This window comes from Agrobacterium sp. 16-172Ci (assembly GCF_053522725.1).
Window position 1 is genome coordinate 15,057 of sequence record NZ_JBNWBW010000008.1, and the last position, 20,895, is coordinate 35,951.

Here is a 20,895-nt window from a genome sequence, read left to right on the forward strand (position 1 = left end):
ACCGCCGTCATCCCGGCCTTGAGCCGGGATCCAGCGCGATCAAGTCTTTGATCGCGAGAGACTCTTTCGCGGCGCAGACGCGCCGCGGCTGGATGCCGGATCTAGTCCGGCATGACGGTAGAGAGGTCTGCGAGCTCTCGTTGCCATGCCGGAAGTTCTGCCCTTCTGATATCACGCCAGAACGCTGCGGTCCACATCCGTAATCAGCCTTTTGCCGCAAAGCGCCATGCTGATATCCATCTCCTTGCGGATGATCTCCAGCGCCGTCGTCACGCCCTGTTTGCCATCGGCACCGAGGCCATAGAGGAAGGGACGGCCGATATAGGTGCCTTTGGCGCCGAGCGCCACGGCTTTCAGCACATCCTGACCGGAGCGGATGCCGCCATCCATATGCACCTCGACCCTGTCGCCGACGGCATCGACGATCTTCGGCAGCATGGCGATGGAGGAGTGTGCGCCGTCGAGCTGGCGGCCGCCATGGTTGGAGACGATGATGGCGTCGGCGCCGGTATCGAGCGAGGCGCGGGCATCTTCCTCGTCAAGGATGCCCTTGAGGATCAGCTTGCCGCCCCAGCGCTGCTTGATCCATTCGACATCCTTCCACGACAGGCGCGGATCGAACTGCTCCGCCGTCCAGGAGGAGAGCGAGGAGAGGTCGGAGACATTTTTCGCATGACCGACGATGTTGCCGAAGCTGCGGCGCTTGGTGCGAGCCATGTCCATGCACCATTTCGGCCGGGTCGCCATCTGCCAGATGTGTTTCGGGGTGAATTTCGGAGGTGCGGAGAGGCCGTTGCGCAAATCCTTGTGGCGCTGGCCGAGAATTTGCAGGTCGAGCGTCAGCACCAGCGCCGAGCACCCGGCGGCCTTTGCCCGGTCGATCAGATTATTGACGAAGTCCCGGTCCTTCATCACGTAAAGCTGGAACCAGAAGGGTTTCGAGGTGACGGAAGCGACATCCTCGATGGAGCAGATGCTCATGGTGGAAAGCGTGAAAGGCACGCCGAATTCTTCGGCCGCTTTTGCGGCCAGCATTTCGCCATCGGCGTGCTGCATGCCGGTCAGGCCGGTGGGGGAGAGCGCGACCGGCATCGAAACCTTCTCGCCGACCATTTCTGTGGCAAGCGACCGGTCGGTCATATCCACCAGCACGCGCTGGCGCAGCTTTATCTTGGAAAAATCATCCTCATTGGCGCGGTAGGTGCTTTCCGTCCATGCGCCGCTATCGGCGTAGTCGAAAAACATTTTTGGCACACGGCGCTGAGCCTGTTGCTTCAGGTCCGCTATGGTCAGGATTTTGCCCATGGATAAAGCCTTCACATTTGAATGATGGCTTCACATAACATGAATGGGACGGTTGCAACATCAAAATCGACTGGGTGGATCACCAGAAAGCCCGCAAAAACAGCTCGGCTCCCAATAAAAGCAGGCAGATGAGGAACCAGCGCCGGAATGTTGCCGGGCTGACGATGTTACGGATCTTCTGGCCGACCCACATGCCGAGAAGCGCGGGCAGCACGGCGAGTGCCGAAAGCGACAGATGCTCGACGCGGAAGGCACCTTGCGAGGCGAGGCCGGCGGCAAGTGCAATGGTCGAAACGGTGAAGGAAAGGCCGAGCGCCTGCACGAGATCGTCGCGGTTGAAACCGAGCGACTGGATATAGGGCACGGCGGGCACGACGAAAATTCCGGTGCCGCCGGTCAGCAGGCCGGTTGTCAGCCCTATGGCTGGCGAGAGCCTGGATTCCAGCCGTGCCGGAACGGAGAGGGGTTTGGCGAAGAGGCTGTAGGCCGCGTAAGCAGCAAGGCACAGGCCGAGTGCCGAGGTGGTCCAGACGCCGGTGCCCGCCGTCATCAGCCGGATGCCGATAAGGGTGCCGGCGGCGACGGCGATCATCATCGGCCACAGCCGCGCGACGATGGCCCTGAAATCCGGCCCGGCCAGCAATTGCCAGATATTGGTGACGAAGGACGGCAGGATCAGCAGCCCTGCGGCAAGGACGGGCGGCATGAACAGGCCGAGCACGCCCATGGCGACGGTGGGCAGTCCCATGCCGGTCACGCCCTTGACGATGCCCGCGATGGTGAAGGTCGCGAAGACCATGAGCATTGTGGTTGTGTCTAAATCCGGCAAGGGCGCACTCCAGAGGTCATTTGCATTTCGGCCGGGATGGCGTCAGCTTGTCATTGGAAGCGAGCGGGTTCGGCGCGGCTTCTTCTCCCCGCCGGGGAGAAGGTGGCCCGAAGGGTCGGATGAGGGGGCAACGTTGCCGTAACTCACTACCCTTGCCCCCTCATTCCGCTGCCGCGGACTTCTCCCCGGCGGGGAGAAGAAAGACGAGGCACCCGCTTGATCCAATATATGACTGTGTAAGTGAGCCGGCGGCTTTATGTTTCGGCCTCAGCCGAACTATGCAAGCGTGCTCTTCATCGCCCTGCCGGCCACATAGGTTTCCACAACCGTGCGGTCGTCGCCCATGGTCAACATTAGGAAGAGCTCTTCCGTCAGGCTGTTCACCACTTCCATCTTCAGCGCCATGGCGGGGGTGGAAGAGGCGTTGAGCACGGTGATGTCCGCGTCCGTGCCGGCGTCCAGCGTGCCGATGCGATCGACCATGGAAAGGGCCTCGGCATTACCGCGGGTCATCAGATACCAGCTTTCCAGCGGGTTGAGGCGCTCGCCCAGCAATTGCTGGATCTTGTAGGCCTCATCCATGGTGCGCAGCATGGAATAGCTCGATCCGCCGCCGATATCGGTCGCAACCGCGATGCGCACCGGCTTTTCGCGCCGTTGCAGCTTTTTCATCGGGAAGAGGCCGGAGCCGATGAAGAGGTTCGAGGTGGGGCAATGCACCGCGACCGCGCCGGTTTCCGACAGCACGTCCGCCTCGCGCTCCGAGAGGTGGATGGCGTGGCCGAGCAGGGTCTTGTTGCCCATCAGTCCGTAACGCACATAGATATCGGTATAGTCGGTCGCTTCGGGGTAAAGCTCGCAGGTATATTTGATCTCGTCGAGATTTTCCGAGAGATGCGTCTGGATGAAGAGATCGGGAAATTCCTGCGCCAGCGCCTGTGCGGCTTCCATCTGCTTCGGGGTGGAGGTGATAGCGAAGCGGGGGGTGATGGCCACGTGGTTGCGGCCCTTGCCGTGCCAGTCGGCGATGACAGCGCGGGTCTCGTCATAGGAGGTTTCCGGCGTGTCCAGCAGGCCCTGCGGGGCGTTGCGGTCCATCATCACCTTGCCGCCCACCATCAGCATGTTGCGCTTCATGGCCTCAGTGAAGAAGGCGTCGGCGGAGGTCTTGTGCACCGAGCAATAGGCAGCGGCGGTTGTTGTGCCGTGGCGCAGCAGTTCGTCGTAAAAATGCGTGGCGATGCGCTGGGCATGGGCGCTTTCGACGAAACGGCATTCTTCCGGGAAAGTATAGGTGTTCAGCCATTCCAGCAGGTTGGCGGCATAGGAGCCGATGACCTGCATCTGCGGGAAATGCAGGTGCATATCGATCAGGCCCGGCACGATGAGATGCGGCCGGTGGTCCTTTTCCTCGATGTCTTCGGGGGCTTGTCTACGGATATCGGCGTATTCGCCGATGGCAGCGATCCTGCCGTCTTCGATCAGCAGGCCACCGTCTTCGATATAAAGGTAGCTTTGCGTATCGTCGATTGCGAGCGGCGCGCGGCGGAAGCTCAGCAGGCGGCCACGCAGCAGAACCATGCTCATTCAGTCTTTCCTTCGGCTTTTCCAGCCCCGGAAACCGCACTTTCATACCAGGCGGTCAGCAGCTTGCGCTCATCCGGGGTGATGGCGGTGATGTTGCCGGGAGGCATGGCATGGCTGCGGCCGGCTTGCAAATAGATTTCGCGGGCATGGGCGGCGATCTGCTCGTCGGTCTCGAGCTTCACGGATTTCGGCGTGAAGGGCACGCCTTCCCACACCGGTTCGGCCGCATGGCACATGGAACAACGACCCTGAACCACGTCACGCGCCTTGGTAAAATGGGCATCGCTGACGAATTGCTGCTGCATGGGGGAGAGGGTGGCGGCCTTCTCTACCTCTTCGCCGGTGAGCACTTTCGGCACGGTGGAAAGCCACATGATGACGATGAAGATGAGGGCAGTCAGCAGCCACGTCCATGTCGGCTTGCCCTTGCGGGCATGGGTGGTGTTGAACCAGTGGCGGATGGTGACGCCCATCAGGAACACCAGCGCCGCGATGATCCAGTTAAACTGCGTGGCAAAGGCCAGCGGATAATGGTTCGACAGCATGAAGAAGATGACGGGCAGCGTCAGATAGTTGTTGTGCAGTGAGCGCTGTTTGGCGATGCGGCCATATTTCGGGTCCGGCGTGCGCCCGGCGATCAGGTCGGCAACCACGATCTTCTGGTTGGGGATGATGATGAAGAACACATTCGCCGACATGATGGTGGCGGTGAAAGCGCCGAGATGCAGGAAGGCGGCGCGGCCGGTGAAAACCTGCGTGTAACCCCATGCCATCGCCACCAGCGCGACATAGAGCACGATCATCAGGCCCCAGGTATTGTTGCCGAGCGGCGATTTGCAGAGGAAATCGTAAAACAGCCAGCCGATGGCAAGCGAGGCGAGCGACAGACAGATGGCCTGGAACTGGGTGAGCGCCAGCACCGAATGATCGATGAGGAAGAGATCGGCGCCGCCGTAATAAACGATGCAGAGCATGGCGAAGCCGGACAGCCAGGTGACGTAGCTTTCCCATTTGAACCATGTCAGGTGCTCGGGCATCTGGGCCGGCGCGACCAGATATTTCTGGATGTGGTAAAAGCCGCCACCATGCACCTGCCATTCCTCGCCATAGGCCCCCGGCGGCAGATGCGGCCGTTTGACCAGCCCGAGATCGAGCGCGATGAAATAAAAGGATGAGCCGATCCAGGCGATGGCGGTGATGACGTGGAGCCAGCGGACGGCAAAGGCCATCCATTCCCACGCAATGGCGTATTCGTACATGCGGTTCCCCTGATCCTTGTGCAGCGCACCTTGCGAGAAATTTGACCTTTAGGAAAGGGAAAAGCAAAGGACAGGCGGTGATTGTTCACAATCTGGCGCCGTTGTGTCCGCAATCTCGATGGAGTTCGCCGGTGTACGTGGGTTGGCCCGGTAAAGTTGCAGCCGCTCATTCCTGTCGCATAGTTTGTGCTTAGCTGGCTAACGCGACTCAGCTATTATCCTTCGTGCAGTCTGCCGATGTGCTAAAATATAAGGCTGCAGAGTCCTGCGGGGCGCCTTGCCGGAAATCCATTCCGGTTTTACGCCGATGCGCAGGGCTTCCATGATATGTTTCGCTGGCGGTTCTTCCGAAAGCGGGCGCTGCGAACCCTGGGTGGGGGCAGATCAGGGGCAGGTATCGCAGTTCCCGGTGCCGTTGTGTCCGGGTGGGTGTTGATGTGAAATTTGAATAAAGGGACGCAATGATCTTCCGGCAGCCGCCGTTGTTTCAACGGAGACCATGCCGATGCGCCTTGTTCTGACGGTCCTCTTCTTATCTCTGGCGTTCAGCGCCACCGCGCTTGCCCATGAATCCCACAAGGGGTTCAAATATGAAAGCTATTGCTGCAATGGCGACGCCGAAACCGGCGACTGCCAGATGATTCCCACGCGCAGTGTTCGTGTCACGCCCGACGGTTACGAGGTCTCGCTCGCACCTGGCGATCACCGCATGGTCACCCGACGCCATGTCTTCAACTGGTCGCAGCGCGAGGCAAGACGATCCGAGGACGGCGAATATCATCTCTGTCTGTTTCCGGATGAGGACACGCCGCGCTGTTTTTATGCGCCGGATATGGGGTTTTGAGGCAGTTGCTGCGGCCGGCTTTCCTCGATCCGCTTCAATATCCAGTCGCGGAACAGCCTGATCTTGCGGATGTTCCTGCGGTTTTCGGGGTAGACCAGCCAATAGTTCTTGCCTTCGCTGCTGAGGTGCTCGAAGGGTTGATAAAGGCGGCCGAGCGCAATCTCATCGGCATAGAGTTCAGGGGTGAGCATGGCCACCCCCTGGCTGGCGATTGCGGCGGCGGCTTCGAAGGCCTGCACATTGAGGCGACTGCGGGGATAACGGTCGAGGCCGGGATTTTCAACACCCACTTCCCGAAACCATTGGCTCCACCAGATGTCGCCGGGATCGATGATGCGCAGGCGCAGCAGGTCTTCCGGCTTGTGCAATCCGCCGATGCTTTCGGCAAGGCCCGGATGCAGCATCGGCGTGTAAACGCCGCGCAGCAGTTGATGGTAGATCAGCCCTTTGCCGCTATCTTTGCTCCAGCGAATGGCGACATCGCAATCCGACTGGGAAAAATCGATCAAAGCGCTTGATGTGTCGAGCCGCACGGCAATCGAGGGATGTTCGAGCTGGAAAGCACCCAGATGCCGCGAAAGCCAGCGTGAGGCGAAGGTAGCGGTGGAATGGATTGTCAGGGTCGCATCGGACGTGTCACGCACATTGTCGACGGCCTCCCGCAGATTGTTGAAGGCTTCCGCGACTTTCGGCGCAAGTTTCTGCCCCGCCTCTGTCAGCGAGACCTGCCTCGCCTTTCTGATGAAGAGCGGCTCGCCGATATTCTCCTCCAGCAGTTTCACCTGATAGCTCACCGCCGTCTGGGTCATGCCCAGCTCTTCGCCGGCCTTGGTGAAGCTCAGATGCCTTGCGGCAGCTTCGAACACCCGCAGGGCGTTCAAGGGAAACTGGCGGGACATTTTCATGGATAAGTTCTCTTTATGCCAATTGCCGAAGGTTTCATTGGTTTTTCTCCGGAAAACAGAGCATTTTTAGCTCAATTCATCAACTGAGCTTCTGACATTTTTGAATGGAGACGGACATGCGCACAGCACTCTTGCGCGCGTGGTCCCGCCTGCGTGCGGGTCTGCGGACAGCGGAACGGTTTACTCTTGAAAGCCTTCAACCCGACAATCTGGCGGATGAAAGCCTGCCGGATGGGCTCAGGCGTGATCTTGGCCTTGAGGATGGCCGTGTCGATTTTCGCTGCGACGGGTTTCGGCAGCGGAAAATGCTTGCAACAACTCGGTTGCCACAAGGGCCGCTATGATCGCAGGCCGCTTGTCCCTGACGCTATTGCCGCCGATGGGCAGGATGAGCTTCGCAAGGCGGGACAGGGGCTCTCCCTCCCGCTCCAGCCAATGGGCGAAGGTGGCGCGTTTGGTCTTCGAGCCGATCATGCCGACATAGGCGAGATCGTCGCGGGCAAGCGCTTCCTTCGCGATGAGGAAATCGAGCGCGTGATCGTGGGTGACGATGATCGCTGCCCCGTTTGCAGGAATTTTCGCGACGAGCGCCTCCGGCATGGGGGTCAGCACGGATGCGATGTTCACTGGAAGATCGTGCAGCTCGTTTTCCCGCGTTTCCACCACTGTCAGCGTCAGGGGCAGCAGCGACAGCGCCTCGGCCAGCGCCTTGCCGACATGACCCGCCCCGAAAATGAAGACGGAGGGTTGTTGCTCGGCCTCGCCCTTCACCCTCGCTTCCAGCGCTGCCGCAATTTCCGAAGTTATCAGCCGGAACCGGAGCAGGGTGCGGCCGCCGCAGCACTGGCCGATTTCCGGCCCTAGCGGAATATCCATGCGGTCTTCGGCAGCACCTGTTCGCAGCATGGCGCGGGCGTGGTCTATCGCCATATATTCAAACTGCCCGCCGCCGATGGTTTCCCACAGGCCGTCTTGCGAGACCAGCATGAAGGTTCCGGCCTCACGCGGGGAAGACCCTTTCACGGCCTCGATTTCTACGAGGATCGCGGTGGGGGAGCGGGTGAGGAAAGAGGGCAGGGAGGTGTCAGGCATTGACGCTGGCCCCCTCATCCGGCCCTTCGGGCCCCCTTCTCCCCGGCGGGGAGAAGAAAGTTCCCGCAAGCTCCGCACTACGACCGCAACACTTTTGAATTGCCGCGACGGTGCGGCAGATTTCTTCTCCCCGCCGGGGAGAAGGTGGCCCGAAGGGCCGGATGAGGGGACTTGGCCGCATGGAAACCTCCCCCTCACACCTTCTTCAGCCGTTCCACCGCCATCAGAACCCGCTCCGGCGTTGCCGGCGCGTCAAGCCGCGGGCAGACCTTGTAATCGGCGACGGAGGCGACCGCCATGGAGAGGGCTTCGAGAACCGAGATCGCCAGCATGAAGGGCGGTTCGCCCACGGCTTTTGAGCGGCCAATGGTGGGTTCGGCATTTTCCGCCCATTCCGCCAGCTTGACGTTAAAGCTCTTCGGCCGGTCGGAGGCGAGCGGAATCTTGTAGGTGGAGGGCGCATGGGTGCGCAGCCGGCCCTTGCCGTCCCACCACAATTCTTCCGTCGTCAGCCAGCCCATGCCCTGCACGAAGGCGCCTTCCACCTGGCCAATATCAATGGCCGGGTTCAGCGACTTGCCGACATCGTGGAGGATATCGGTGCGTGCCATCAGGTATTCGCCGGTCAGCGTATCGATCGACACTTCCGAGCAGGCCGCGCCATAGGCGAAATAATAAAACGGCGTGCCGCGGCCGGCGGCGCGGTCCCAGTGGATTTTCGGCGTCTTGTAAAAACCGGCGGCGGAAAGCTGCACGCGGGCGAAATAGGCCTTTTTGATGAAATCATTGAAAGCGATTTCCTCAAGGCCGATACGCACCCGGTTCGGCAGGAAAACGACTTCCTCTTCGGGGACGTTCCAGTTCTCGGCGGCGAATTTGACCAGCCGCTCGCGGATCTGACGGGCGGCGTCATAGGCCGCCATACCGTTGAGGTCGGTGCCGGAGGAGGCGGCGGTGGCCGACGTGTTCGGCACCTTGCCCGTTGTCGTGGCTGTGATCTTCACCCGGCCGATATCCACCTGGAAGGCATCGGCCACCACCTGCGCCACCTTGGTGTAAAGGCCCTGGCCCATTTCGGTGCCGCCATGGTTCAGGTGGATGGAGCCGTCATTATAGATATGCACCAGCGCGCCCGCCTGATTGAAGGCGGTCATGGTGAAGGAGATGCCGAATTTGACTGGCGTCAGCGCGATGCCCTTGCGGATGATCGGGCTCGTTTTGTTGAACTCGATGATCGCCTCGCGTCGCGCGCGATAGTCGCTGGAGGTTTCCAGCTCCTCGACGATGCGGGCGATGATGTTGTCCTCGACCTCCTGATGATAGGGCGTCGTGGTGCGGCCCGAGCCGGTCTTGCCGTAGAAATTCAGCTTGCGGATATCGAGCGGGTCCTTGCCCACCGCATAGGCGATTTCCTCGATGAAACGTTCCGCCCCCAGCATGCCCTGCGGCCCGCCGAAACCGCGAAAGGCGGTGTTGGAGACCGTGTGGGTTTTCAGCGGCCGCGAGGTGAGATGCACATGCGGATAGAAATAGCTGGAATCGGCATGGAACAGCGCGCGGTCCGTCACCGGGCCGGAGAGATCGGAGGAAAAACCGCAGCGGGCGGCATAGGTGGCGTCGACGGCGTGGATGCGGCCTTCTTCATCGAAGCCCAGTTCGTAATCGACGCGGAAATCGTGGCGCTTGCCGGTGGCGCTCATATCCTCGTCGCGGTCGGGGCGGATTTTAACGGCCCGGTTCAGCTTCTTGGCGGTGATGGCGCAGAGGGCGGCGAACTGGTTGCCCTGCGTTTCCTTGCCGCCGAAACCGCCGCCCATACGGCGCACCTGCACCGTGACGGCGTTGGACGGGACCTGAAGCATATGGCTGACGATGTGCTGGATTTCGCTCGGATGCTGGGTGGAGCTCCATAACGTCACCTCGTCATCCTCGCCCGGTACGGCCATGGCGATGTGGCTTTCGAGATAAAAATGCTCCTGCCCGCCGATCCGCATGGTGCCGGTGAGGCGACGGGGTGCGACATCCATTTCGATTTTGGCATCGCCGCGCTTGAGTGTCATCGGGTCAATGACCAGCGCGCCGCCATTTTCAATCGCCGTGTCGATATCGGTGAAATGCGGCAGGTCCTTATAGGTGATCTTTGCTTTCCGGGCCGCTTTTCTGGCGATATCGCGGGTTTCGGCGAAAACCGCGAAGATCGGCTGGCCGTGGAATTCCACCTTGGTTTCGGCAAGCAGCGGCTCGTCGTGACGGCCGCCGGAAGAGATGTCGTTTTCGCCGGGTACGTCCTTGGCAACCATGACCCAGAGCACGCCGGGTGTCTTTTCCACTTCCGAGAGGTCCATCGAGACGATTTCGGCATGTGCCCGGTCAGAAAGACCGAGAGCGCCGTGGATCAATCCGGCGGGTTCGGGAATATCGTCGATATATTCGGCGCTGCCCGTCACATGCTTATGGGCGGAATCGTGCCGGAGCGAAGCGTGCATCGGGCCGTCGATTTCGGTCTTGGTCTTGTCGAAGCTTGTGGTGTCCATGGTTCAAGCTCCTTCTTGGTGAATTACGGCATATGACAGCGATGATAGTCCCTCATTCCTGTGCTTGTCACAGGAATCCAGCCAGCCCAAGTCTTTGGGCTTAAAAGAGTCTTTCGCCGCGCAGACGCGCGTCGGCTGGATTCCTGTGACAAGCACAGGAATGAGGGAGAGTGCGGGTGTCGCCATCGCCATCATCACGCCTCCTCCAGCGAGAAACGGCTGAGTTCCTGCTTTTGCCCCGAAGTCTCGAGGAAAAACCGCGTCAGCAGGTTTTTAGCCGTCAGTTGCCGATATTCGGCAGTCGCCCGCCAGTCGGTCAGCGGGGTGAAATCCTCGTCCAGCACATCGCGCGCCGCATCGATGGTTTCCTGCGACCACGCCTTGCCGAGAAGCGCCGCCTCCAGATGCGCGGCGCGTTTCGGCGTGCCGGCCATGCCGCCGAAGGCGATGCGGATGTCTTCGACCGCGCCATCGGCATCGAGCGTCAGGTTGAAGGCGCCGCAGAGCGCGGAAATATCCTCGTCGCGGCGCTTGGAAATCTTGTAGACGGCGTAGAGGCTTTCCGGCTTCCGGAACGGGATGAAGAGCTTTTCGACGAATTCGCCGCTTAGCCGGTCCTGTTTGCCATAGTCGATGAAATAGCTTTCCAGCGGCAGGCTGCGGTTGCCGGAGGAGGATCGCAAGGTCAGCGTCGCCCCGAGCGCGATCAGCGCCGGCGGCGTATCGCCGATGGGCGAACCGTTGGCGATATTGCCGCCGATGGTGCCCATATTGCGTACCTGCTCGCCGCCGAGGCGGTCGAACAGCCGGGCAATCGGCGGGAAGTGTTTCGCAACGGTCTTGAAGGCCTGGCTATAGGTGACGCCGGCACCGAGTGTCACGCCGTCCGCATCTACGGTGATGGTTTGCAGATCCCCGAGATTGTTGATGAAGATGACCGGGTTCAGCGCCCGCATCTGCTTTGTCACCCACAGGCCGACATCCGTGGAGCCGGCAACGATGGTCGCCTTCGGTTCAGCGGCGTAAATTTCGGTCAGTTCGGCCAGTGTCGCCGGAACGATGGTGCGGTCCTCGCCGTGGGTAACGGTGATCGTCTCATTGGCACGGATCGCCCAGAGCCTGGCCATAATATCGGTGCGGTCGCGTTGCAGCGGGTCGAACAGCGCGCTCGGGCGGGCAGCGGCGATCTTTTCGGCGGCGCGGACTATCGGCTCATAACCCGTGCATCGACAGAGATTGCCTTGCAGCGCCTTTTCGATATCGGCGCGGCCGGGGCTTTCACTGGCAAGCCAGAGACCGTAAAGCGACATGATGAAGCCCGGCGTGCAGAAACCGCATTGCGAGCCGTGGAAATCCACCATCGCCTGCTGCACGGGGTGTAGCGTACCGTCGCGCGCGGCCAGATGCTCGACCGTCACGATATGGCTGCCGTGCAGCGAGCCTAAAAAGCGGATGCAGGCATTGACGCTTTCATAACGCAGCGAGCCATCCAGCAGCCGCCCGACCAGCACCGTGCAGGCGCCGCAATCGCCTTCGGCGCAGCCTTCCTTGGTCCCGGTCAACCGCTTGCTGATGCGGAGATAATCGAGAAGCGTGTCTGTCGGTCCGAAATCCTTCAGCGAGATGGTTTCGCTGTTGAGGATGAAGCTGATCGCGTCGTTCATGCAATGCCCTGCTTTTTTGACCGGCTGCCGAGCCGGTTTCTTGTCATTGTCCCTGCGCATCATATGCACGCCCGCAGGCGTATATCGATTTCCGTTTTGGCAATTCATTGTTTCCAAAACGGAAAGAAAGTTCGGCAATTATTGCGCCGTCCAGCCGCCATCCACGGAAATATGGGTGCCGGTGATGTTGCTTGCGGCATCGCTTGCCAGAAACAGTGCGGCGGCGGCTACATCGTCGACGGTGACGAACTGCTTGGTCGCCTGCAGTTCCAGCATCACGTCGTTCTTCACCGCCTCTTCGCTGATGCCGCGTACCTTCGCCATTTCCGGTATCTGCTTTTCGACGAGCGGTGTGAGCACATAACCCGGACAGATGGCGTTGACGGTAACCCCGGTTTGCGCAAGCTCGAGCGCCGCCGTCTTCGTCAGGCCCATGATGCCGTGCTTGGCCGCCACATAGGCCGATTTGAACGGCGAGGCGACGAGACCGTGGGCGGATGCGATGTTGATGATACGGCCTTTTCCGGCCTTCTTCATCAGCGGTATCGCAGTGCGCATGGTATGGAAGGAACTGGTCAGATTGATGGCGATGATCCAGTCCCATTTCTCCGGCGGAAACTCCTCGATGGGCGCGATATGCTGGATGCCGGCATTGTTGACGAGCACATCCACCGAGCCGAGTTTTTCGTGCGAGGATTGAATGAGATCGGCGATCTCGTCCGGTTTCGTCATATCCGCGGGGTGATAAAGCACGCGCCCGCCGCTTTCCGCTTCCAGCAAAAGGCGCAGTTTTTCGATCTCGTCCTCATCGCCGAAACCGTTCAGTACAATATTGGCGCCCTCCCGCGCAAATCGCTGCGCAATCGCAAGGCCGATACCGCTTGTAGAGCCCGTCACGATAACTGTCCGATGCATGCTTTCCCCTTTTTGCATTACTTCGCACATGTTTAAGCAAGGTATGCCCAAAGGGGGCGGGCTGGCAATCGCCATTTGGCACCATTTAAGGGGAGCTCGGTAGCGCGGTGAAACAGGCCGCGCCCATCCATTTTTTCGAAGCTAAGCATCCAGATTTTGCGCCAGATTCTGCATTTGCCTGCGGGCGCTTCCGTCCCTATCTCTGAGGCAAGCAAACAGAGGTATCATCTATGGAACTCGGTCTTTACACATTCGCGGATGTCAATCCCAACCCCGCCGATGGCCGTGGGCCGGAAGGCGCGCGCCGGCTGCGCGAACTCATCGAAGAGATCGAGCTTGCCGATCAGGTCGGGCTCGATGTCTTTGGCCTCGGGGAGCATCACCGTCCGGATTATGTCGTCTCCTCGCCCTCCACCGTTCTCGCGGCGGCGGCGGTGAAGACGAAGAATATTCGCCTGACGAGCGCCGTTTCGGTGCTGAGTTCGGACGATCCGGTGCGGGTGTTCCAGCAGTTTTCGACCGTCGATCTCCTGTCGAACGGCCGCGCCGAAATCATGGCCGGGCGCGGTTCCTTCATCGAATCCTACCCGCTGTTCGGTTACGATCTCGAGGATTACGATGTGCTCTTCGCCGAAAAGCTCGATCTGCTGCTGGCGTTGCGGGAGCAGGAAATCGTCACCTGGTCCGGCACCAAGCATCCCGCCATTAACGGGCGTGGCGTTTATCCGCGGCCGTTGCAGGAGCGTCTGCCGGTCTGGATCGCGGTTGGCGGCACGCCGCAATCGGTGGCGCGGGCAGGCGCCATGGGTCTGCCGGTGGCGCTTGCCATCATCGGTGGCGAATATCGCCGCTTCGCGCCTCTGTTCGATCTTTACCACGAGGCCGCGCGCCGCGCGGGGCAGGAGAAGACGAAGCTGCGCACCAGCATCAATGTGCACGGCTTCATTGCCGACACCACCGCCAAGGCGGCGGACCAGTTTTATGGACCGCAGGCGGAGGTGATGAACCGCATCGGCCGCGAGCGCGGCTGGGGGCCGACGAACCGCGCGCATTTCGACGCCGCGCGCGGGCCGGAGGGCAATCTCTTCCTCGGTGAGCCGGAACTGGTGGCGGAAAAGATCATCAAGGCGCATGGCGTTTTCAGGAACGATCGCTTCCTGCTGCAGATGGCCATCGGCCTGATGCCGCACGATCAGATCATGCGCGGCATCGAGCTTTATGGTACGAAAGTCGCCCCGATCGTCAGAAAAGAATTGACGGGGAGCGCCGATCCGGTGAAAGCCACGGCCTGATGATTGCCAAGGCGGGCGTTTTGAGACCCGCCATACAGAACGACGGACAGAGACATGGTCATTTCCACCGAAGAAGAACTGGTTCTGCTGAAGGACATCGGCCGTTTGTGCGCCGTCGCGATGCAGACCATGGCGGACGCGCTGGAACCCGGCATCACCACGGCCGAGCTGGATGCCATCGGCCGCAAGGTGCTGGAGGATAATGGTGCGCAATCGGCGCCGGAATTCTGCTACAAGTTTCCCGGCGCGACCTGCATCAGCGTCAACGAGGAAGTGGCCCACGGCATTCCGGGACCGCGCATCATCAAGGCGGGCGATCTCGTCAATATCGATGTCTCGGCGGTGAAGAACGGCTTTTTCGGCGATACCGGCTCGTCTTTCGCCGTGCCGCCGGTGAAGAAGGACATCGAGCGGCTGTGCCGCGATGGCAAACGCGCCATGTGGACGGGCCTGCAGCAGGTGAAAACCGGCCGGCCTTTTGCCGATATCGGCAACGCCATCGGCGCTTTTGCCAAGAAGAACCGCTATACGCTGATCACCAATCTCGCCAGCCACGGTATCGGCCGCTCGCTGCACGAGGAGCCGAAGGAACTGGCGACCTGGCCGGACAAGGACGAGCGGCGCATCATGCAGGAAGGCATGGTGTTCACCGTCGAGCCGTTCCTGTCGACCGGCGCCTATTGGGCCGAGGACGGTGATGACGATCCCTGGACGCTCTATAGCGATCCGAGCGCGCCGACGGTGCAGTATGAGCACACCGTGGTTGCGACGAAGAACGGGCCGCTGGTGCTGACGCTCGCTGAGTGACAGCTACACCTGCCTCCGTCACCCTCACTTTTAAGGTCGGAGCGAGCGCGTGCCGCTTATTTCTTCTCCCCGAGGGGGAGAAGTCCGCGGCAGCGGGATGAGGGGGCGCCCTCGCCGGATTTCGGAGAGCTGCCCCCTCATCCGACCCTTCGGGCCACCTTCTCCCCGGCGGGAAGAAGAAATACGCGGCACCCGCGGAACGCATCGATGCTCGCCGCATGACAGATAACGACCGCTTATAACGCCGATCAAAATAACTCGCTTGTCCCCTATCCGCCCCGTTGCGATAAGCCATGCATGAGCATCGACAAGCCACTTTCCGCCAGACATCTGACCGCACTTGGATTTTCCGGGGCGCTGATGATGGCCTCCGCCATGGGTTTCGGCCGCTTTTCCTTCACCCCCATTCTGCCCGGCATGATGGCGGATGTTCCGCTTTCGGCGGGGGATGCGGGTATCGTGGCAGCGGGTAACTTCGCCGGTTATCTGGCGGGGGCGGTTCTGGCGGCCTATTCGTGGGGTTCGGGGCGGGAACGGCTGGTGGCGCTCTGCGGCCTGTTTGCCACCGGGGCATTGTTGCTTGCCATGGCGGCTTTCAACTCCGTCGCTGCCTTCACCGTCATCCGGTTTCTGGCCGGTGTCGCCAGCGCGCTCACCATGATCTTCACCTCGCAGATCGTTATCGGCCATGCTGTCAAGGCGGGCAGGGACAGCGTTCAGGCGCTGCATTATGGCGGCGTCGGTGCGGGCATCGCGATCTCCTCGCTTGCGGTCTATCTGATCGGCGTCGTTTTTGACGGCGGCGGCTCCTCATGGCGGGAGGAGTGGATTGCAGGTGCTGTCTTTTCCTTCATCACATTCATTCTCGTCTGGCGGGTGCTGCCCGCAGGCCCGCCGCGACATGCATCCTCGGTGGCGGAGCCGCCGCTCCACTGGACGCGGCCGCTCTTCCTGACGACGCTGGCCTATGGGCTTTTCGGTTTCGGTTACGTCATCACCGCCACCTTCATCGTGGCGATTGCCCGCATGGCCGTCGCCGGCGCCTTCGTGGAGTTTCTGGTCTGGTTCATCACAGGCTGCGCGGCTGCCATTTCGCTTTTTCTCTGGAAACTGGTGTTGAAATCGCAGGGGCTGAAACGCGCCTTCGTCATCGTTCTTGCTGTCGAAGCCATCGGTGTTTTCGCTTCCGTCATGCTGCCGCCGGTGCCGGGTGTTCTGGCCGGAGGCCTGCTTCTCGGGCTGACCTTCATGGTCATCACCGCCTATGGCCTGCAGCTCGGCCGGGAATTTGCCGGGCCGAGCCCGCGTCGCGCCTTTGCGCTGATGACGGCCGCTTTCGGCACGGGCCAGATTGTCGGGCCGCTTGCTGCCGGCTGGATTGCCGAAGTGACAGGAAGTTTCACCGCGCCCAGCATTCTCGCTTCCGCCGTGCTCGTCGTCAGCATTCTGCTGATGCTGCCGGTGCTCGCCACGGAGCGGCGGCGCTAGGCCGCGGGCTGTCTTTTCCTGCCTTTCATCCGGTGTTTCCGGTGGCCATCGTCCGCCATCTGCGCCTTACATCTTGTTAAGGTCGTCGCTTCTCCGTTGCTGTGCACAAATTTCTGCCCTAGGTTCGGGCCATCTAGTGCTTCGCCAATAATGGCTGATTTCAAACGCGCGTGAGTTCGAAACGTGTTTCATTCCTTCTTTCCCAAACCGAAAATCTTCTTCACGTCGGCCATTATCTGGGCTTTTTTCGCCATTCTCGGATGGTACTTCATCGTTGAAGGGTTAGGTCGGTCTTGGGGCTACGTAATGCCTGAACAGGAACCCTACGATCTCAGCTACTTCCTGGTCCCGGCTAACCTGTTCTTTTACGGTTATCTCGCCTTGTGTCTGGCGGCGTTCGGTGGGGTATGGACCGTTATCGCCAAGGATCACCCCTGGAAGTACTGGTCCATCTGGGGATCGCTGCTGATTATCGCGGTGACCTATTTCGGCGTTCAGATTTCGGTCGTTATCAATAATTTCCGCCGGCCTTTCGGTGACCTTCTGCAAAATGCGCTTTCGAAACAGCCGGGCATTGAGGTCTGGGATTTCTATAGTCTCCAGATCGTATTCGCCAAGATCGCCTTTCTCAGCATGGCCGTTTCGATCCTGACAGATTTCTTCACCAGCCATTATATCTTCCGCTGGCGCACCGCGATGAACGACTTCTACATGTCCAAGTGGGAAAAGCTGCGCCACATCGAAGGTGCTTCCCAGCGTGTTCAGGAAGATACGATGCGGTTTTCCTCGACGCTTGAGGCATTGGGCATCACCCTGATCAATTCGGTGATGACGCTCGTCGTGTTCCTGCCGATCCTGTTTGCGCTGTCGTCTTATGTCTCTGAATTGCCGATCCTCGGCGAAGTGCCGCATGCGCTGTTCTGGCTGGCAATCGTCTGGTCCATCTTCGGCACGGTCCTTCTTGCGACAGTCGGCATCAAACTGCCCGGCCTGAACTTCCGCAATCAGCGTGTGGAAGCCGCCTATCGTAAGGAACTGGTTTATGGCGAGGATCACGCCGACCGCGCCCAGCCGCCGACAGTCAAGGAACTCTACTCCAATGTGCGGAAGAATTATTTCCGTATGTATTGGCACTATCTCTATTTCAACGTCGCACGGTATTTCTACATTCAGGCCGATGCGGTGTTCCTGCTTCTGATGCTCGTTCCGACCATCGTGGCGGGCAAGATCACCTATGGTATCTACCAGCAAATCGCCACGGCCTTCGGTCAGGTCAGCAATTCGTTCCAGTATCTGGTCAATTCCTGGACAACGATCATCGAGCTGCTGTCCATCCACAAACGTCTTGTGGCCTTCGAGGCCGCGATCGACGACAAGCCCCTGCCGGATATCGACGAGCGCTATCTTCAGCGGGAAGCGGAAGCCGGAGAGCTGGCGGCCAACAAGCCTTGAAAAAAGGCGGCCGATTGGCCGCCTTCAGGTCTTGAGCACGTCCTAAGAAGACGATGTGTTTGGTGAACTGCCTCATTCGCACCCGTCACCCCGGACTAGATCCGGGGTCCAGCGCGATCAAGTCCTTGATCGCAAAAGACTCTTCTCACGGCGCAGACGCGCCGTAGCTCGATGCCGGGTCATCCTCGGGCTTGTTCCGGGGACCGGCATGACGGAGGAGGGGTGTTCGACCTTTGTCACGAACAGGAGAGTATGAGGAAGTTCACCCCTCGGTCTTCTGTTTCTTCCGCGCCTCGATCATCGGCATCGCCTCGGCATAGCTCACGCAGGCGACATCCTGCCTGCCGCAGACTTCGCGCAGCAGCCGCTCGTAGGCGTTCCAATAGGCGCCGCCGTTCATCTTCACGAAGTGAAAGCCCATCTGTAGCGGAATGCGCTCGCCATTATATTGCCTGTCGAATGCATTGCGGAAGGCGGTATAGGCGCGCTCCTCGAATTCCTTCGAACGATCCGGCGTCTCGACGCCGATGGAGTGGCGGATGAAGAGATTGTAGTCCATGGCGATGATCGGGCGGTTGCCTGGGCCTTCCGGAATGAGCGGCAGGCCGAAATGCTCTATGCCGTCGCGCTCCACCGGCCATTCCGGTCCCTTGGTGATGCTGGTGGCGTCATAAACGAAACGGTGCTTTTTCTGCGCTTCGGTCAGCGCCGGCCCCTGCGAGAGATACGGCGCGCGGAAACCATTGATCTTTTTCACCATCTCGCGCCAGCCTTCGGGTTCCTCGCCCTTTTTGCCGATCATCTGCCAGGCGTTTTCCAGCGTGCTGGTGAAGGTGGTGAATTCGCCGTCCCATTGTTCGGCCGTCCATTGCCCGCCATCGAAATGGCCGCAGGTGTGGTTGCCGATTTCGTGGCCTTCGCGATAGGCGGCCCAGATGTTTCTGAGCCTTGCCTCCACCTCTTCCGGCGACTGGCCGAAACCGACATTGGAACGTCCGGACTTCTGGCCAGGTCCCTGATAGGTCTTGGCGCTGGTTTTCCTGTCCATCACCAGCGTGCAGGCAAGGAAATAGGTAAAATGCGCGCCGACTTGCTTGCCCGTCGCCCGGCTTCTTTCCCACAGCGTATTGTCGCCCGCACCGTCGAAGGACACGATGACGAGCTGCTTCGGCTTCTCAGCCTCTTGCGCAAAAGCGGGAAGGGCGGCGAGAAGCGACAGGGAAAAGGCGGCAAATGGGCGAAACATCAGTTATCCGTCATATGAAACACCGTGGCCTTTTGCGGGTGGAATAAGGCGAAGCTTTGAATAGTCTGGCGTTTTCATGACTTTCGGCCTAATTCCTGTTGCAGCTTGCGGTGATAGGGCCGCTTCGTTCCACCGGGGGACCGTGTTTCATGCTTTTTCTCGCACTCTGTCTTGCCTTGTTCCTGCTGACGCATCTTTTGAAGGTGGTCGCACCGCAATTTCGCGCGCGGATGATCGCGTCGATGGGCGAAGGCCCTTTCAAGGGCGTCTATTCGCTCGTCAGCCTCATCACGCTCGGCCTTGTCATTTATGCCTTCGGTGAAGCGCGGCAGGAAACCGGAATGTTGTGGTATCCACCTGTCTGGATGAGCCACATTGCCGTGACCCTGATGCTGCCGGCGATGATCTGTCTCATCGCCAGCCTCATCCCGGCTGGCCACATCGCGACGAAGACGAAACATCCGCTCATTCTTTCGGTCAAGATATGGGCGCTCGCGCATCTTCTGGCCAATGGCGAGACGTCTTCCATTCTTCTTTTCGTATCGTTCCTCGCCTGGGGCGTGGTGATGCGGATTTCGCTGAAGCGCCGGGAACGGGCAGGCGAAAAAGTGGTCCGGGACTTCGTTTCAGGCCGTTACGATCTGGTGGCCGTTGTCGGCGGCATCGTCCTGTGGGGTGCTTTCATCCTGAAACTGCACGAATGGTTGATCGGCGTTCAGCCCATCGTCCTGTAGGAAATCAACGTTTCCCCCTTACATATCAGGCAAAATAGGCTAGAAGGCCGACCATGACCCGGTTGGCCTTACTTTTGCCGATCCGGGTAAGCGGCTTGGTATGTCCGCGGACGGATGGATCGGGACACGATCTCCGCGCGGGTAACGGAGAATTTGATGGCAAACGAGAATGATACCTTTATCCGCGAAGTGAACGAGCAGATCCGCTCCGAGCAGCTGTCGCGCTTCTGGGGCCGTTACGGTATCGTGGTCGTGGGTGCGGCCGTTCTCGTGGTTCTGGGCGCCGCCGGCACCGGTATCTACGAATACTGGAACACCAGCCGCGCTTCCAATTCCGGCGACCAGTTCCTTGCGGCGCTGAAGCTCGCTTCCGAAAACAAGACGGATGAGGCGCTGAAGGCCTTCGCCGATCTCGAAACTTCCGGTCATGGCAATTATCCGGTTCTGGCGAAGTTCCGCTCGGCCACGCTGCTGTCGCAGAAGGGTGATGCGGCCGGCGCCATCGCCGCCTTCACCGCCATCGGCAACGACACATCCGCACCGCAGGTCTTCCGCGATACCGCCAAGGTGCGCGCCGCCTGGCTGCTGGTGGATAACGGTACCTATGATCAGGTCGTCGCCCTTGCGGAGCCCTTGAGCACCGATGGCCAGACCATGCGCGCTTCAGCCCGTGAGGCGCTGGGTCTTGCCGCCTACAAGGCCGGCGATTTCGCCAAGGCCAAACAATGGTTCGAGCAGATCGTCAGCGACGCGCAGGCGCCACGCAACGTGACGAACCGCGCGCAGATCATGCTCGACAATATCACCGCTTCGGGCAAGGCTGCCTAACGCCGCTGCGCCACGCAGGATCGCGCCGGCATTCTGTGCATTGCCAAAGCGATCCAACTCATTATTTTACGCATGTCCTTTGCCCAAAACAGGTAACGTTTTGGGCAGACGTGC

17 protein-coding genes are annotated in these 20,895 nt (G+C 60.2%); 7 read left to right on the forward strand and 10 right to left on the reverse strand.

Features of this window, described 5'->3' with window-relative positions; all coding sequences use genetic code 11:
- Nucleotides 1–171: 171 nt before the first annotated feature.
- The 4 genes from ACQZ40_RS10115 to puuD all read right to left on the reverse strand — a co-directional run bounded on the left by ACQZ40_RS10115 (nt 172) and on the right by puuD (nt 4,980).
- The gene (locus ACQZ40_RS10115) at nt 172–1,305 is read right to left on the reverse strand and encodes an alpha-hydroxy acid oxidase (RefSeq protein ID WP_448747875.1); all 1,134 of its coding nucleotides are present in this window, start codon (nt 1,303–1,305) and stop codon (nt 172–174) included.
- Nucleotides 1,306–1,384: 79 nt separating this feature from the next.
- A complete protein-coding gene (locus tag ACQZ40_RS10120) occupies nt 1,385–2,104 on the reverse strand; it encodes a sulfite exporter TauE/SafE family protein (protein ID WP_448747925.1) in 720 nt (239 codons plus the stop codon).
- A 306-nt stretch (nt 2,105–2,410) separates the two neighbouring features.
- Complete coding sequence (guaD, locus tag ACQZ40_RS10125; protein ID WP_448747876.1) at nt 2,411–3,721, reverse strand: guanine deaminase; 1,311 nt, start codon at nt 3,719–3,721, stop codon at nt 2,411–2,413.
- Nucleotides 3,718–4,980: a urate hydroxylase PuuD gene (gene puuD / locus ACQZ40_RS10130; protein ID WP_065655649.1), complete on the reverse strand. Its 1,263-nt coding sequence runs from the start codon at nt 4,978–4,980 to the stop codon at nt 3,718–3,720. The genes guaD and puuD overlap by 4 nt, the downstream gene beginning before the upstream one ends.
- A 505-nt stretch (nt 4,981–5,485) precedes the next feature.
- Between puuD and ACQZ40_RS10135 the strand changes: the two genes are divergently transcribed.
- On the forward strand, nt 5,486–5,824 hold the full coding sequence (locus ACQZ40_RS10135; RefSeq protein WP_003524238.1) for a hypothetical protein: 339 nt from the start codon (nt 5,486–5,488) through the stop codon (nt 5,822–5,824).
- On the opposite strand, the gene ACQZ40_RS10140 is transcribed toward ACQZ40_RS10135, so the two are convergent.
- The 5 genes from ACQZ40_RS10140 to ACQZ40_RS10160 form a co-directional block, all read right to left on the reverse strand.
- Complete coding sequence (locus ACQZ40_RS10140) at nt 5,800–6,729, reverse strand: LysR substrate-binding domain-containing protein (RefSeq protein ID WP_433822699.1); 930 nt, start codon at nt 6,727–6,729, stop codon at nt 5,800–5,802. The genes ACQZ40_RS10135 and ACQZ40_RS10140 overlap by 25 nt on opposite strands.
- Before the next feature lie 237 nt (nt 6,730–6,966).
- Nucleotides 6,967–7,821, reverse strand: coding sequence for a xanthine dehydrogenase accessory protein XdhC (xdhC, locus tag ACQZ40_RS10145; protein ID WP_448747877.1), 855 nt, complete (start codon nt 7,819–7,821; stop codon nt 6,967–6,969).
- A gap of 194 nt (nt 7,822–8,015) precedes the next feature.
- The gene (gene xdhB / locus ACQZ40_RS10150) at nt 8,016–10,355 is read right to left on the reverse strand and encodes a xanthine dehydrogenase molybdopterin binding subunit (protein ID WP_448747878.1); all 2,340 of its coding nucleotides are present in this window, start codon (nt 10,353–10,355) and stop codon (nt 8,016–8,018) included.
- 194 nt (nt 10,356–10,549) lie between these two features.
- Nucleotides 10,550–12,019 (reverse strand): xanthine dehydrogenase small subunit, encoded by a 1,470-nt coding sequence (gene xdhA / locus ACQZ40_RS10155; RefSeq protein WP_448747879.1) that lies wholly within the window; start codon nt 12,017–12,019, stop codon nt 10,550–10,552.
- Nucleotides 12,020–12,157: 138 nt separating this feature from the next.
- Nucleotides 12,158–12,934, reverse strand: a complete 777-nt coding sequence (locus tag ACQZ40_RS10160) for a 3-hydroxybutyrate dehydrogenase (RefSeq protein ID WP_448747880.1) — start codon at nt 12,932–12,934, stop codon at nt 12,158–12,160.
- 230 nt (nt 12,935–13,164) lie between these two features.
- On the opposite strand from ACQZ40_RS10160, the gene ACQZ40_RS10165 reads away from it, so the two are divergent.
- From ACQZ40_RS10165 to sbmA, 4 genes are all read left to right on the forward strand, one after another.
- Complete coding sequence (locus ACQZ40_RS10165) at nt 13,165–14,226, forward strand: LLM class flavin-dependent oxidoreductase (protein WP_080856655.1); 1,062 nt, start codon at nt 13,165–13,167, stop codon at nt 14,224–14,226.
- 54 nt (nt 14,227–14,280) lie between these two features.
- Nucleotides 14,281–15,033: a type I methionyl aminopeptidase gene (map, locus tag ACQZ40_RS10170; protein WP_065655656.1), complete on the forward strand. Its 753-nt coding sequence runs from the start codon at nt 14,281–14,283 to the stop codon at nt 15,031–15,033.
- A gap of 297 nt (nt 15,034–15,330) precedes the next feature.
- Nucleotides 15,331–16,521 (forward strand): MFS transporter, encoded by a 1,191-nt coding sequence (locus ACQZ40_RS10175; protein ID WP_271045348.1) that lies wholly within the window; start codon nt 15,331–15,333, stop codon nt 16,519–16,521.
- Between the two features lie 183 nt (nt 16,522–16,704).
- On the forward strand, nt 16,705–17,973 hold the full coding sequence (sbmA, locus tag ACQZ40_RS10180; protein WP_065655658.1) for a peptide antibiotic transporter SbmA: 1,269 nt from the start codon (nt 16,705–16,707) through the stop codon (nt 17,971–17,973).
- Nucleotides 17,974–18,235: 262 nt separating this feature from the next.
- Here the strand turns inward: sbmA and ACQZ40_RS10185 are convergent, their stop codons facing one another.
- Nucleotides 18,236–19,219, reverse strand: coding sequence for a polysaccharide deacetylase family protein (locus tag ACQZ40_RS10185; RefSeq protein ID WP_174039547.1), 984 nt, complete (start codon nt 19,217–19,219; stop codon nt 18,236–18,238).
- 149 nt (nt 19,220–19,368) lie between these two features.
- Between ACQZ40_RS10185 and ACQZ40_RS10190 the strand changes: the two genes are divergently transcribed.
- Together ACQZ40_RS10190 and ACQZ40_RS10195 are read left to right on the forward strand one after the other, a co-directional pair.
- Nucleotides 19,369–19,953: an NnrU family protein gene (locus ACQZ40_RS10190; protein ID WP_065655660.1), complete on the forward strand. Its 585-nt coding sequence runs from the start codon at nt 19,369–19,371 to the stop codon at nt 19,951–19,953.
- Between the two features lie 156 nt (nt 19,954–20,109).
- Nucleotides 20,110–20,781, forward strand: a complete 672-nt coding sequence (locus ACQZ40_RS10195) for a tetratricopeptide repeat protein (RefSeq protein ID WP_448747881.1) — start codon at nt 20,110–20,112, stop codon at nt 20,779–20,781.
- The last annotated feature ends 114 nt before the right edge of the window (nt 20,782–20,895 follow it).